The sequence below is a fragment of the Thermosinus carboxydivorans Nor1 genome, from assembly GCF_000169155.1.
Taxonomy (GTDB): Bacteria; Bacillota; Negativicutes; order Sporomusales; family Thermosinaceae; genus Thermosinus; species Thermosinus carboxydivorans.
This window is the reverse complement of sequence record NZ_AAWL01000010.1, coordinates 72039-84706: the sequence shown is the minus strand read 5'-3', so window position 1 is coordinate 84706 and position 12668 is coordinate 72039. Positions and strand designations below refer to the sequence as shown.

Genomic DNA, 12668 nt, shown 5'->3' with positions numbered 1-12668 from the left:
CCACCTCTGGCTCCTAGCGATATAACAGGAGCGACAAAAAGTAGTTGGTAACGAAAATCAGAATGATGGAAGCAACGACTGAGCCGGTAGTGGCCCGGCCTACCCCCTCGGCCCCTTCGTCGGTCGTCAGTCCTTTGTAGCAGCCAATGATGGCGATTATGGCGCCAAAGACCATGGCTTTTATAAGGCCGCCGGTCACATCGTTGATAGCGGTGAAAACCTTGATGGAGTGCAAGTATGTAAAGGAGCCGATGCCGGCGTATAGCGTGGCCACCAGATAGCCGCCAAACGTGCCGATGACGTCGGCGAAAACTACCAGGATGGGCAGCATAAAAACGCAGGCCACCAGCCGCGGCACGACCAGATAGGCAATGGGGTTGGTCGCCATTACCCGCAGGGCGTCAATCTGCTCGGTCACCTTCATCGAACCGATCTCGGCCGTGATTGCCGCCCCTACCCGGCCGGCCGCCACCACTCCGGTCAGCACCGGCGCCAGTTCCCGGCCCATGGCCACGGCGACGACGCCGCCGACCGAAGACTGGGCGCCGTATTTGATAAATTCATGGGCGGTCTGCACGGTCATAACCATGCCGGTAAACAGGATGGTTAACAGCACGATGGGCAGCGAATCGACGCCGAGGTGGGCTGCCTGGCGCAGCGTCAGCTTTAGGTTAAACCGCCGCAGGTGGTAAATTGTTTCGGTAAATAAAAGGATAACACGGCCGGTGGTTTCCAGTTGCACCAGCACCGTCCGGCCAAGTTTTTCCAGCATTGGTATCAGCATCTGTCCAGCCTGCCTTGGGCCCGAAACGGGCGCCGTTTTTTTGCAATATATTACTCACTGGTTGGTATTATTCAATATTATGCGGCCATTCCCCTGCCCGGCTTGTTTTTTTTCGTCCGATGGCCAACGAGGCCAGGCCGGCGTTAAGGCGAGAGGTGCATCCCGCTTACACGGGGTGCACCTCTCATTTGCCTTCATCTTTAACTACCTCAATCATGACCTGGGCATCGCTGTCAATGATATAGTCGGTAGTGATATGATATTTGGTCCGGTTTTCCTCGCTTTTTTTCAAAAAGTCGCCCAGCGGGCCGCGCGCCCTGCTTGGCTGGTTGGTTTTATCGCCGGCGGGTTGGGGGTCATGGCCCAATTTCAGCCGGTTGGTCTGACTGCCAGCCAGACCGCTGCCCAGCTGTGACAGATCAACGTCGAGAATTTCGACGACGATATCATTGTTGCGGTCGCGCTCCACCACGTCCCGGACGACGTCGGCAAAAGTGCGGTGTTTGTTTTTTTCCACCCGCGCCAGTTCACCTTCCAGCCCCTGGTCTTTCAGCAAACCGTACATAAGCGGTACAGTGCCGCCGCCGCGCACTTCAAGGGTCAGCGGCCCGGCCGGCTGGTCCTTGGGAATGACGAAGCTGACCACGCGGGTAATGGGTTCTTCCCGATAAGGCTTGAGTTTAACCGTAATGTCAATTTTATCGCCCGGCTTCGCCGTCGCTACATTGGCCCGTGCCTCCATGATGGTGGCCGTGCGGCGCTCGGCGGTAACGTCGACATTAACTTTCACGTCCATAAGCTCGACCGGCGTAAACTTGTTGTCGGCAACAAGCGCGAGCGCTTCGTACAGTTCGCCGACAGCCGCCTCGCCAATATTGACCGGACTGTAAAACATGTTCTCGCGCCTCAGTGTTTCATCCGGCAGGTTGCGGCCGCTGACCTCAAAGGTGACGCGGGCCGAGCCGGGGCCGACGCGATCCATGGTCTTTTCAATAAAATTGAAGACCGTGGTGGCCGTGAGAATGGGGGCCAGCTGTTCGTCCTGCACAATCTGCACGGCGGCGTCGGTCGTTTTGCCGGCGCTGCTATCCTTGACGATAATGCGCACCGGGATCACACTGGGATAGCGACCGGTTATGCCGGCCACCCCGGCGCCGCGGTCCTGATTAATCGTGCCGAGGAGACTCCCGGTAACACCTACTTTAAAGGAGTTCTCCACGCCTTTCACGGTGGTAAACACGTAGGCGTCAGTAAGGAAAAAGTTCGTATTGCCTTTTTTCAGGAAAGGATGGCCAAACGCCAGCACCTTATCGCCCTCGACATAGGTAACGGTGCCGATTGCGCCTAGGCTGACGTCGCCCCGCACCAGCTCAATGCCCACGGCGCTACCGGGTTCAAGCCGGTCCTGGCTTGCCCCTGGATCCGCACTGCCAACGGCGTATGGTACCAGATTGAAGGGCTTGAGTTTTTCGGCCAGCATCGCCAGCGCCCGTTCGCCAAAACCGGCGGCCATGACCGGCGTTGCCACCGGGCGAGCGTCTGCTAAAAGCGGCGGGCTGGCCCAGCTATTCGCCTTATCCGGCATTTCCCACAGCTTTAGCATGTCGGCAATCGGCGTCACCATGCCGATCCGGTGGTCGGTCAGCGACCAGCCGTAAGCAATGGCCCCGACCAATTTGCCGTCAATATAAACGGGGCTGCCGCTCATGCCTTGAGCGATGCCCCCGGTACGCTCAATCACATCGCCATAAGTACGAACTAAGATGAGGTCGCCGGACGGGCCTTTATCTTTCATGACCCCCAGCACTTCGACCCCGAACTCTTCAATTTGGGTTCCGGCAACGACTGTCTTGCCCACACCCTGCATTCCCGGCCGTACCTGGTCGACCGGCATGATGGCAACGGCCTGCACGAGCGCCGCCGGCAAAATCAGAAGCAGCGCCAGCAGCACAATCCGGTACGGCTTTTGTAAACGCGCCAACAATATCATCCTCTCTACTTGCGGGACGGTTCAATCCGCACCACCGTATCCCCCTGACGGATAATGTCTCCAGGGCTTATCATTACTTCTTTGACCACGCCGTCCACGGTGGCACGCACGGCCGGTACCGGGCCGGTAATCGTGCCAACCACAACCAGCACCGTACCTTCCTGCACAGCCGTGCCAGGCGTGACAACGCTCAGTACATGACCCGACAGGACGCTGCGCTGGTCGACGAGCGCCCCGGCTGACGCCGACCAGGCGCCAATCACGGCAACCATTACCAATGTCAGCAACAGGATGGCGGTTTTTCGGCGGAACATAACCTCACCCCCCATGTTACTTTCATTATACCCTATCTGTTTTAAATAGCAAGCCTTGCCGAAATTACCGCCAAGGCACTGCCCACCTTGCGCTCCCGGCCGTCAGAGGGTTTATTGACCACTTTGTCATTAATTACCATCTCACTGGAACCGCCGCCATCCAAATTCATGGCATCCACCGCCCCGAGTTCCTGTAAAAACAGCGCCAGTTCCAACAGGGTCATGCCAGCGCTGGTTGGCTGGCGGCCGTCCACCACCACCAGCAGTACCCGCCCGTCCTTGGTCAAACCAAGGGCGGTGCGCGGCGCCCGCCCGCCGGCGACATCGCTGCCAAACTCCTCAATTTTGGTGGTAAGATAAATACTGCCGTTTTTTAGCAGCATCGGCCCGGCCCCCAGGGCATGTACCGTCTTGTCCCATACCGGTCCGAGCGACTGGTGGATTTTAACTTTATCCCCTACCTTTAGGCCCGCCAGGGCCTGCGCCTGCCGGCCGTGAGCCGACAGGACGAAGCCGTCGGCGGGGATAACGCTGTCATTGGTCTTTACGGCCTTGACCTCATCACCGGCAATTACATATTCAATCCCGTAAATATTAGTGCCGGTCGTCACGCCGTAGCGGCTGCTGTATAAGATAATCTCATCGACGCCGCGTTCGCGGTTGACGCCGTCCAAGCTGAGCCGGTCACCGCTCGGCAGCTGTACATAGCCCTGGTAAGTTACCTGGTCCATAATTATTTTCCCGTCAGGCATGATGCCCATGGCGGTGCGCGCCAGCGGCGGGGTGCTGACAATTTCGCCGTCCAGCTTGAGCAGGCCCAAAATTTCCCCCGTCGGGGCGAAGTAAGAGCCGTTGACGGCTGCTACCGCCCGACAAGCGCGGGCCATGGCGGAAACGGTGTCCAGGCCCTGCACCACACCGTTGGCCAGAACCGGTTTTAAGACAAAGCCCTGTTTGAGGTCAATGGTTAAAATATGGGCCGACACCGGGCCGTACGGCCGTCCGCTCAGCCACGACGTATAAGTAAGCCCCGGCATCACTTCCTGGGTGACTTTCTGTTCATATACTTTCACTAGGTCGATAACCAGCCGGTTGGGCGCCTTGAGGGAAAATACATTATAAATTACGGCCTGCTTGAGGTCGATCGTCAGCCGCAGTTTGCCTGGTTCGGCTTGAGCCAATCGCGCGGCGCCCACCAGCGGGTCGTTAAATTTGAGCTCGGTCAGGTCGCTTTTGTTTACCGCGCCTTCCAGATCAACGACCAGCCGCAGCGGCTCGTCGAGCAGCCTTACCTTATAGGCCGGAACTGCAGTCATATCCAAAACAATGCGCACCTTATCGGCCGCCTGGCTGGAACGGACCTTGCTGACAACTGCCGCCGGCGCAGCTGCTGACTCGGCAGCCGGAGCACCGGTCGGGGCGGTGGCCGGCGCGGCGGCCCAGGCCAGTGAAGCCCAGAGCAGCAGGAAGGCAAGTGTGATTGCAGTAATGCGGCGTTTGTTCAAGGATGATCCCTCCACTTTCCACTTTCTACTTACCATAGGAACAAAAAGCCAGACCCTAACGCGGAGCCTGGCTTTTTTCCCTGTTTTCACTAGTAAGCTGGCGGTAAAGCATATCGGCCAGACCGATGCCGCCCGCCTGCGCCATCGTGCTTGTCAGCTCCCGGTCGAGCAGGGAGCGCATTATTTCTTCTTGGGACGTATCCACCAGTCCCGATTGAGGGACCGTGCTGCGCATCCGGCTCAGCAGCAGGTTCAAGAACACAGCCTCCATGTCCCGGCAGGCCTGGCGCAGTTTTTGGTCGTCGCGGTCCGTGATCATAGCCTGCTTTTGTTTTGCGGCAGGGCTGGCGCCCCCTGCCTTTAGCGCTTTGTCCCGAAAGGCGCGTGGGGCGCCGCCAATGGAATCGCTTCGCATAACCATCACCTGCATTACTTGGGTACAACAATAGAAAGTGCCTCAAAACCTTATTTTATATAGCGTCTCGCCGTTTTCAGAGCGCTCGCCCCCTTGAGGTGGCACTCAAACCCTTTACCGAAGGCTTTCAAAAAGGCAATTTGATTATACTCTATCTTGGCCATTCAGTAAAGGACTATATTCAAAATTTTATATACAAGCTGGAACAACCAGAAGTAATTGCAATTGCTGTAACGAAGCATGGTGCAATAACGAGTTTTTTGTTCATCGATATATTCACCTCCAAATACAAAGACACAGCCTGTCCGATTCAGTGCTGTGTCTTTTGCGTCGTAAGGTTTTATTTGGCCTGTTTGAACGCCGCTAGTTCTGATTCCGTGTGCAGCTGGCGCATGGCAAGAATATTGATCGATTCGCCCTGGATAGTTTGCGTAGCAATGATTTTATCAATTTTAGCTTCTAACCGGCACATGTCGTCTTTGGTGGCGACATTGTCCAGTTTTTTGTCGATATGTTGCAGAAGGTGGTAAACATCTTGCTGTTGAATGTACCCATACTGCTCGACTTTGGCATCAAGGGCTGCGATATCCGCTTTCAGTTCGCTCTTTACGGCGTCAATCTTTGCGTCAAGGCGTGCTATGTCGTCTTTGGTGGCCATTTCCCGACGGATAGCCGTTAATTCTTTTTGCATGGATTGCATGTTTGCTTCCATGCTTGAGAATTTTTCAAGCATCAACTTTTGGAATTCCTCGTTAGTCATGGCTTCGCCTCGCTTTAATACTTCCGGATAGTCTGTTTCACTTTGCCGACAATCCGGATTTTTTTGCGCTCTTCGCCCGTATAAATTTGTGGAGGATATGCCGGGTTTGACGATTGAAGGACGATGCTGTCGCCTTTGACTTGCAAAAATATATGCTTTGCGCCGTTGACGTCTTTTTTGTCGACATATTCATAGCCTATATGATTTGCAGGTCGGCGTGCAGGGCGCCGGCTGCCTTGATTGCCTGAAGAATGGCGATAATGTCCCGCGGCGTGGCACCAATGGCATTGAGAGCGGCGACGACATCGCTGACGCTGGCCGCCGGCGGCAGCGTTACCACACTGGCTTTGGCCTCATCAACCTGCAGGGTTGTCTTGTCGGTGACGACGGTGCTGCCACCGGATAGCGGCGGCGGCTGAGAAACCGCTTTGTCCCGCGTAATCCGCACGCTCAGACCACCCTGGGCTACCGCCACCTCGTCGATTGTCACTTGGCCGCCCATGACAACCGTGCCGGTCCGCTCGTTAATTATTACCTTGGCAGCCGTATCCGGGACAATCGTCAGTTCCTCGATTGCGGCAATAAAGCCAACGATATCGCCGCGATAATAATCGGGTATGCTGACCGTCACGGTACCGGGATCGCGGGCAACGGCAATGGGGCCAAAGCGGCCGGCAATCGCCTCGGCAATTCGGCTGGCCGTGGTAAAATCAGGCTGGCTAAGCGCCAACGCGATCTGGCCGCCGGCCGTAAATTCGACCGGCACGTCCCGTTCTACGATCGCGCCCCCCGGAATAGTGCCCACGGTAGGGAAGTTTTTCTGCTGGCTCGCCCCGCCGCTGCCGGCCGCATACCCACCAATCGACAGCGGCCCCTGAGCAACGGCGTAAACCAGGCCATTGGCCGCCCGCAGCGGCGCCTGCAGCAGCGTGCCTCCCTGCAGGCTCTTGGCGTCGCCAAGGGAAGACACGGTAATGTCGATGGTATCGCCGGGCTTGACGAACGGCGGCAAGACGGCAGTCACCATGACGGCCGCCACGTTTTTCGCCTGGAGCTGGGCCGGCGTAACCGTCACGCCAAAGGTCCTGAGCATATTGGCGATCGACTGCATTGTCGCCATATTTTTCGTCGAGTCGCCCGTACCGGCCAGGCCGACGACCAGGCCGTAGCCCACCAGCTGGTTGCTGCGCACCCCCTGGACCTTGGCTACATCTTTGATGCGCACGCCGGCGGCCAGCGCCCCGGCCGGGACAATACTAACCGCCAACAGACAGAGAACGCTCAGCAAGACTAACGCTTTGCGCATAATTCCTCCGGATATTACAACAGAATGTTCAAGATTTGGCTGAGGACGCCCTGACGCTGTTTGCGGGCCAGCGGCCCCTGGCCGTCGATGCGGATTTGGGCATCGGCAACATAGGTCGACAGGACGGTATTATCGGCCCGCACATCATCGGGCCGCACCACGCCGGTGATGGTAATCCGCTGCTCCTCGCCGTTTTGTTTAATACTTTGCGTCCCGGACACGACCATATTGCCGTTTGGTTTTACTTCCACCACCTGCACGGTCAGCTTGGCCGATACATTATTGCTGTTGGCAATTGTCCCCTGGGTTTTGAAGCTATCGGAATAGCCGGCACTAGCGTCCGCCAGCCAGCGGAAAATACCGGTGCCGGCCTGCAGGTCGGTTTTGCCTGACTTGGTGTTTTCCGCCTTGCCGGTGCGGCTGGCGCTCGAACTCTCGCTAATAATAATCGTGATGATATCGCCGACGGCATGAGCTTTCCGGTCGGCATACATGCTGGCCGCCGGACCGGTGTCGGTCCACAGCGAAGCGGCCGCGGCCGGCTCCGCCGGTACCGTCAACATTAAGACGGCAGTGAGGAGAATAATAACGGCTTTGTAGCCCATATTTTCACCTTACTTTCCCCGGTAAGTCAGCACCAGCGCCGACGCGTTGTCCAGCACCTGGGCCGACAGGATTTTTTTCGATTGGATATTCTGCACCCGGATGACCTGGCCTTCCGCACCGTCCTGGAGAGCCTGGCCGGCGGCCACCACTTCAATGCCGCCGCTACGGGCGATAATGGCAATGAGTTGGCCGCGCCGGATAAGGACCGGCTTGGCAAGAACGCTGTCCGTGATGACGGCGCCCGGGGTGAGCGACCGACGGGCAGCCAGGCCGAGCACTTTCTGTTCGTCGGTTATGTAGCCTGACGCCAGTTTCCCGACATCGCGCCGTTCCCGCTGCAGACTGTCAGCGGTGAGAATTTCCCAGGCCGCAATCGGCCGGGCCGCGACCAAAATCTCACGGTAGAGCTTTATATCCAGCTTCACGGTGGCGGCCGCCACGAGCCGGCCGTCCACCTGCACGTTTACTGTTGCCGCCGTCAGGCCGCTAAGCCGGATGCCGTAGGGAAACTCGACGGTTAGCTTAAGCTCGCCGGCCGGGACGACAAGGTCAGTCGGCTCAGTGTCCGGACTGATAGTTACTTCGCCGTCAATGCCGGCCAAGCGCTGTTTGGCGGCCATAGCCGCCGCGTCGGCCAGCTCTGCGCCGGCAACCACCTGACTAGCGGCTGTTGCCGCGGCAATGGGCGCCGGCAGGACGGCAGCCAGCAGGCATAGGGCCAAAAGTACCGCGACTTTCCGCAGCATGGCCGTCACCTACCGCTTAAGATTGGCGACCTGGCCCAGCATGTCATCGGCGGTGGTGATTGCCTTGGCATTAATCTCGTACGCCCGTTGGGCAACAATCATGTTGACCATTTCTTCCACGACCTGGACGTTCGACATCTCGAGGTACTGCTGTACGAGCGTCCCGGCCCCGTCCGTACCTGGGTTCAAAACCACGGGGGCGCCGGAAGCGGCCGTTTCTTTGAGCAGGTTGCGGCCGATGCTGTCAAGACCGGCCGGGTTTATAAACCGGACAATCTGGATCTGTCCTAAGTCCTGCGGGTCGGTCTGGCCGGGAATTTTCGCCGTTACCCGGCCATCGGCCGAAATGAGTAGTTCGGTCGCGTTTTCCGGAATAATTATTTGCGGTTCCAACGGATACCCTTCGGATGTGACGATGCGGCCTTGCGCATCTTTTTTAAAGGCGCCGTCACGGGTATAAGCCAGGGTGCCGTCAGGCAGGGTAATCTGGAAAAAGCCGTCGCCTTCAATGGCCAGATCAAGAGGGTTACCGGTTTGCTGAAAGTTGCCCTGGGTATAAATTTTCTGGGTAGCCACCTGGCGGACACCATGGCCAATTTGGATACCGGTCGGCAGTTGGGTATCCGCCCCGGTTGCCGCCCCCGCCTGGCGGATGGTCTGGTACATGAGGTCCTGGAAATCAGTGCGGCTCTTCTTAAAACCTGTTGTATTCACGTTGGCCAAGTTGTTGGAAATGACGTCAACATTCGCCTGCTGGGCCACCATCCCTGACCCGGCAGTCCAAAGCGCACGCATCATACCTGTTTTACCTCCCCGTTTATACTGCCAGCCGCGTCAGTCGGTCGGCGGCCGGCCGGGGCCTCCGCAATTCGGTCCGGCCCCTCCTATATTTATATATCGTAAACCCAACCTAAATTATTAAGTCCTGATAAGTGGCAAATTCCGCCAACCAGCGCCGTTATACCTTGCCTACTTCGTTGACGGCCTTATCCAGCAGCTGGTCATGGGTCTGCACCATTTTAGCGTTAATCTCATAGGCCCGGTACCCAGCAATGAGGTTGACCATTTCCGCTACCACGTTCACGTTCGCCAATTCGAGCACTCCCTGGCGAACCTGGCCGCTACCAGCCTGCGGCGCGGCGCCAGGCGCGGCAAACAGGCTGTCGCCTTCCTTGACCAAAGCCCGCTGGTCAGGAAAATCCACTACCTGCAGCCGGTCAACTTCCACCTCGTCGACGAAAACGCGGCCATCGGCGTCAATGGTGACTTTGGCACCACTATTCAGCCGGACCGGACCGGCTTGACCCATGACGCGGTAACCGGCTTGGGTGACCAATTCGCCTTCACTATTTCGGGTAAAAGCCCCATTCCTGGTGTAGCGCAGTCCGGCCGGGGTAGCCACCACAAAGAAGCCACGCCCGTCAATAGCCAGGTCAAGGGCATTGCCGGTCGAACGCATCATGCCGGCGGTATGAATGGTGGCCACATTGTCCACCACCGCGCCCAGGCCCAGGCTACCGATAACCGGCGCGTCAGGCCCGTCATTGATCCGGCTGATGAGTATCCCGGCAAAATCGCGGCTTAATGCCACGTCTTTTTTGTAGCCCGCGGTATTGGCATTGGCCAGGTTGTTGGCGGTCACATCCGCCCGGATCGCCTCGGCTAGCATGCCCGACGCCGCGGTATAGATGCCGCGGATCATAGCTTTTCACCTCCGTGCTATGGAATAAACGGCAGCACCTAGGCGATGCTGCCTTTTTTCAACGTTGTCAGACTGTCCTGCAGGCTTTCCAGGGCATCAAGGGCCTTGCCGGTGCCAAGGGCCACACAGGACAGGGGGTCATCAGCCAGATAGGTGGGAATACCTGTTTCCCGGTTGATCAGCTTGTCCAGTCCGGACAGCAGCGACCCGCCGCCGGTCATAACGATGCCGCGGTCGACAATGTCGGCGGCCAGCTCGGGCGGCGTCTTTTCCAGCACGCCCTTTACACATTCCACAATCAGGGAAACCGGTTCGGCCAGCGCTTCCCGCATCTCGCTAGAGCTGATGCGCAGCGTTTTCGGCAGGCCGGACACCAGGTCCCGGCCGCGGATTTCCATGGTTTCGTTGCGCTCATTCGGGAAGGCGGAACCGATCGCCATCTTGATTTCCTCGGCGGTTCGCTCGCCAATCATGACATTGTATTCTTTTTTCACATAGCGCACAATCGCTTCGTCAAACTTGTCGCCGCCGATGCGCAGCGAATCACTGACTACGATGCCGCCCAAGCTGAGTACGGCCACATCGGTCGTGCCGCCGCCAATATCCACTACCATCGAACCGCAGGGCTCGGAAATCTCTAAACCAGCTCCAAGCGCGGCGGCCAATGGTTCTTCGATAAGGTAAGTCTTGCGGGCGCCAGCTTGCATGGCCGCTTCCAGCACCGCCCGCTTTTCGACCGTCGTTACGCCGGACGGGATGCAGACCATAATGCGGGGTTTAAAAAACATGCGTTTGCCGGCCACCTTCTGGATAAAGTGCCGCAGCATGCTCTCCGTCGTGTCATAGTCGGCAATAACGCCTTCCCGCAGCGGCCGGATGGCGATGATGTTGCCCGGCGTTCGCCCCAGCATGCGCCGCGCTTCCTCACCAATGGCCAGAATGCGGTTGGTGTCGCGGTCAATCGCGACAACCGACGGCTCGCGCAGCACGATACCCTTCCCTTTTATGTAGACCAAAACATTGGCGGTGCCTAAATCAACCCCGATATCCATTGACCCAAACACGCGTAAAACTCCTTTCCCTGCCGCTGCCAGCTTGTCCTGTATTAAACCAATAAGAAATGGAGCAAAAATTAGGGTAGTTGTGAAGAAACAGTGCAAAAAAGACCAGGACAAGGAGCATATGACTTAGCGTGTATATTTTCTACATTTTGGGCAAAAGTCCTTTATTTTTCGCTACTTTCTTTTGTCTCTTTGTACTTTTTGCGGGTAGCTTCGCCGCCGCGGATGTGACGTTCGGCCTTGTTCATTTCCAAAATGGCTTTAACCTTATTCGCCAACCGTTTATTAATGGTGGGTAGCCGCTCAATCATGTCTTTATGGACCGTGCTTTTACTAACGCCGAAAACGGCAGCCGTTTGCCTGACCGTATGTTTGGTTTCGATAATATGGTTGCAAATGTCCAGCACCCGCTTGCGGATATAGTCTTTCATGCGTTTTTCCTCCCCCTCGCCTCCATTTGCTAAACTATATGCGGACAAAAATAAAAAATGCGTAGGGATTCCCACGCATTACAGATAACTTCGCGAAGCTTCCGGCAATTATCGGGCCATGGCCGGGAGAACGGTCAGGGGGTCACAATATTTTTCGCCTTTTTTAATGCTCAGGTGCAGATGCGGGTAGTTTTCGGCCGCGGCGGCGCCAACCGTGCCCACCGGTGCGCCGGCCCGGATATAATCGCCTGCGGCTACCGCCGCGGTGGTCAGCGAGCTGTAATCCACGGTATAGTCACCGGTCGTTATGCGCACCGTCAGGCCGGTGTGCCGGTCAGTATAAACATCGGCCACCACTCCGTCCCAGACGGCGGTTACGGTTTGTCCGACGCGGGCCGTCACGTCAATGCCGGTATGGTAGCGCCAATCCTTGAACAGCGGATCTTCATACCAGCCAAATTCGCGCGTCACCTGACCCACTACCGGCCAACGGGCCGGTCCGGGCTGGACTTTGGGCAGTTCTTGCGGCTTTGTTGCGGACTTGGTTGCGGGTTTGACTTCAAGCTGACCTGCAGGCTGCTCCCTGGTCTTAACCGGCGATGCAGGTTCAGCTCCTGTCAGTGCGGTATTCGCCGCGGCTGGCGCCGGGGGCGCGTGCGGTTGCTTCGCATCGGGTGCGGCCCGCGCCGGTCCAGGCAGCGGCGTCGCCGGTAGCGAGGCCCGCAGACCGGTTACAACGACAATAATAAGCACACCGGCTACCGCCAACAGACCGGCGGCCACCGCCGTTTGTCGAGCCATAACGGCCGTCTGCCGCATTAACCGGTCTACATTATGGCGTAAAAAATGCAGATAGCAGGAAGATTTGCCCATGCAATCACCTCCCTACTATCATGCCCATAATTTGCCTTTTTTATAAGGCCGCTGCTGCATCGCCATAATCGTTTCGTTATTATCTCGGTAGAATTTTGAAATATAATATTTTTTATAATTTTATATAGTTTTTCTTATAGAGATATAATATAATGTTATTAGGAGAAAAGTTCGG

At 57.1% G+C, this 12668-nt stretch carries 14 protein-coding genes; all 14 read right to left on the bottom strand.

What is annotated here, in order from left to right:
• Window positions 1-13: 13 nt before the first annotated feature.
• Window positions 14-784 carry an MlaE family ABC transporter permease gene (locus TCARDRAFT_RS08590; RefSeq protein WP_007289611.1) on the bottom strand — a complete coding sequence of 257 codons (771 nt, stop codon included), beginning with the start codon at window positions 782-784 and terminating at the stop codon, window positions 14-16.
• Between the two features lie 184 nt (window positions 785-968).
• A complete protein-coding gene (locus TCARDRAFT_RS08585) occupies window positions 969-2774 on the bottom strand; it encodes a SpoIVB peptidase S55 domain-containing protein (RefSeq protein WP_040683226.1) in 1806 nt (601 codons plus the stop codon).
• Window positions 2775-2779: 5 nt separating this feature from the next.
• Window positions 2780-3088 carry an HlyD family efflux transporter periplasmic adaptor subunit gene (locus TCARDRAFT_RS08580; RefSeq protein ID WP_007289609.1) on the bottom strand — a complete coding sequence of 103 codons (309 nt, stop codon included), beginning with the start codon at window positions 3086-3088 and terminating at the stop codon, window positions 2780-2782.
• A gap of 41 nt (window positions 3089-3129) precedes the next feature.
• On the bottom strand, window positions 3130-4593 hold the full coding sequence (locus TCARDRAFT_RS08575; RefSeq protein ID WP_007289608.1) for a phosphodiester glycosidase family protein: 1464 nt from the start codon (window positions 4591-4593) through the stop codon (window positions 3130-3132).
• A 55-nt stretch (window positions 4594-4648) separates the two neighbouring features.
• Window positions 4649-5008 carry a rod-binding protein gene (locus tag TCARDRAFT_RS08570; protein WP_007289607.1) on the bottom strand — a complete coding sequence of 120 codons (360 nt, stop codon included), beginning with the start codon at window positions 5006-5008 and terminating at the stop codon, window positions 4649-4651.
• Between the two features lie 340 nt (window positions 5009-5348).
• The gene (locus tag TCARDRAFT_RS08565; protein WP_007289606.1) at window positions 5349-5768 is read right to left on the bottom strand and encodes a hypothetical protein; all 420 of its coding nucleotides are present in this window, start codon (window positions 5766-5768) and stop codon (window positions 5349-5351) included.
• Window positions 5769-5964: 196 nt separating this feature from the next.
• Window positions 5965-7074, bottom strand: a complete 1110-nt coding sequence (locus TCARDRAFT_RS08560) for a flagellar basal body P-ring protein FlgI (RefSeq protein ID WP_007289605.1) — start codon at window positions 7072-7074, stop codon at window positions 5965-5967.
• A 14-nt stretch (window positions 7075-7088) separates the two neighbouring features.
• Complete coding sequence (locus TCARDRAFT_RS08555) at window positions 7089-7679, bottom strand: flagellar basal body L-ring protein FlgH (protein WP_007289604.1); 591 nt, start codon at window positions 7677-7679, stop codon at window positions 7089-7091.
• Between the two features lie 9 nt (window positions 7680-7688).
• Complete coding sequence (gene flgA / locus TCARDRAFT_RS08550; protein WP_007289603.1) at window positions 7689-8426, bottom strand: flagellar basal body P-ring formation chaperone FlgA; 738 nt, start codon at window positions 8424-8426, stop codon at window positions 7689-7691.
• A 9-nt stretch (window positions 8427-8435) separates the two neighbouring features.
• The gene (flgG, locus tag TCARDRAFT_RS08545; RefSeq protein ID WP_007289602.1) at window positions 8436-9224 is read right to left on the bottom strand and encodes a flagellar basal-body rod protein FlgG; all 789 of its coding nucleotides are present in this window, start codon (window positions 9222-9224) and stop codon (window positions 8436-8438) included.
• A gap of 160 nt (window positions 9225-9384) precedes the next feature.
• On the bottom strand, window positions 9385-10128 hold the full coding sequence (gene flgF / locus TCARDRAFT_RS08540; RefSeq protein WP_007289601.1) for a flagellar basal-body rod protein FlgF: 744 nt from the start codon (window positions 10126-10128) through the stop codon (window positions 9385-9387).
• A gap of 38 nt (window positions 10129-10166) precedes the next feature.
• On the bottom strand, window positions 10167-11192 hold the full coding sequence (mreB, locus tag TCARDRAFT_RS08535) for a rod shape-determining protein (RefSeq protein ID WP_007289600.1): 1026 nt from the start codon (window positions 11190-11192) through the stop codon (window positions 10167-10169).
• Between the two features lie 161 nt (window positions 11193-11353).
• Window positions 11354-11620, bottom strand: coding sequence for a sporulation transcriptional regulator SpoIIID (gene spoIIID, locus TCARDRAFT_RS08530; protein WP_007289599.1), 267 nt, complete (start codon window positions 11618-11620; stop codon window positions 11354-11356).
• Between the two features lie 108 nt (window positions 11621-11728).
• Complete coding sequence (locus TCARDRAFT_RS14630) at window positions 11729-12493, bottom strand: peptidoglycan DD-metalloendopeptidase family protein (protein ID WP_007289598.1); 765 nt, start codon at window positions 12491-12493, stop codon at window positions 11729-11731.
• Window positions 12494-12668: the final 175 nt, after the last annotated feature.

Excerpts from the sequence above, each read along its gene's own strand:
- TCARDRAFT_RS14630 (WP_007289598.1), bottom strand. The coding sequence starts at position 12,493 with ATGGGCAAATCTTCCTGCTATCTGCATTTTTTACGCCATAATGTAGAC.
- TCARDRAFT_RS08560 (WP_007289605.1), bottom strand. The coding sequence starts at position 7,074 with ATGCGCAAAGCGTTAGTCTTGCTGAGCGTTCTCTGTCTGTTGGCGGTT.
- TCARDRAFT_RS08585 (WP_040683226.1), bottom strand. The coding sequence starts at position 2,774 with ATGATATTGTTGGCGCGTTTACAAAAGCCGTACCGGATTGTGCTGCTG.
- TCARDRAFT_RS08565 (WP_007289606.1), bottom strand. The coding sequence starts at position 5,768 with ATGACTAACGAGGAATTCCAAAAGTTGATGCTTGAAAAATTCTCAAGC.
- TCARDRAFT_RS08590 (WP_007289611.1), bottom strand. The coding sequence starts at position 784 with ATGCTGATACCAATGCTGGAAAAACTTGGCCGGACGGTGCTGGTGCAA.
- TCARDRAFT_RS08555 (WP_007289604.1), bottom strand. The coding sequence starts at position 7,679 with ATGGGCTACAAAGCCGTTATTATTCTCCTCACTGCCGTCTTAATGTTG.
- spoIIID (WP_007289599.1), bottom strand. The coding sequence starts at position 11,620 with ATGAAAGACTATATCCGCAAGCGGGTGCTGGACATTTGCAACCATATT.
- TCARDRAFT_RS08580 (WP_007289609.1), bottom strand. The coding sequence starts at position 3,088 with ATGTTCCGCCGAAAAACCGCCATCCTGTTGCTGACATTGGTAATGGTT.
- TCARDRAFT_RS08570 (WP_007289607.1), bottom strand. The coding sequence starts at position 5,008 with ATGCGAAGCGATTCCATTGGCGGCGCCCCACGCGCCTTTCGGGACAAA.
- flgF (WP_007289601.1), bottom strand. The coding sequence starts at position 10,128 with ATGATCCGCGGCATCTATACCGCGGCGTCGGGCATGCTAGCCGAGGCG.
- flgA (WP_007289603.1), bottom strand. The coding sequence starts at position 8,426 with ATGCTGCGGAAAGTCGCGGTACTTTTGGCCCTATGCCTGCTGGCTGCC.
- flgG (WP_007289602.1), bottom strand. The coding sequence starts at position 9,224 with ATGATGCGTGCGCTTTGGACTGCCGGGTCAGGGATGGTGGCCCAGCAG.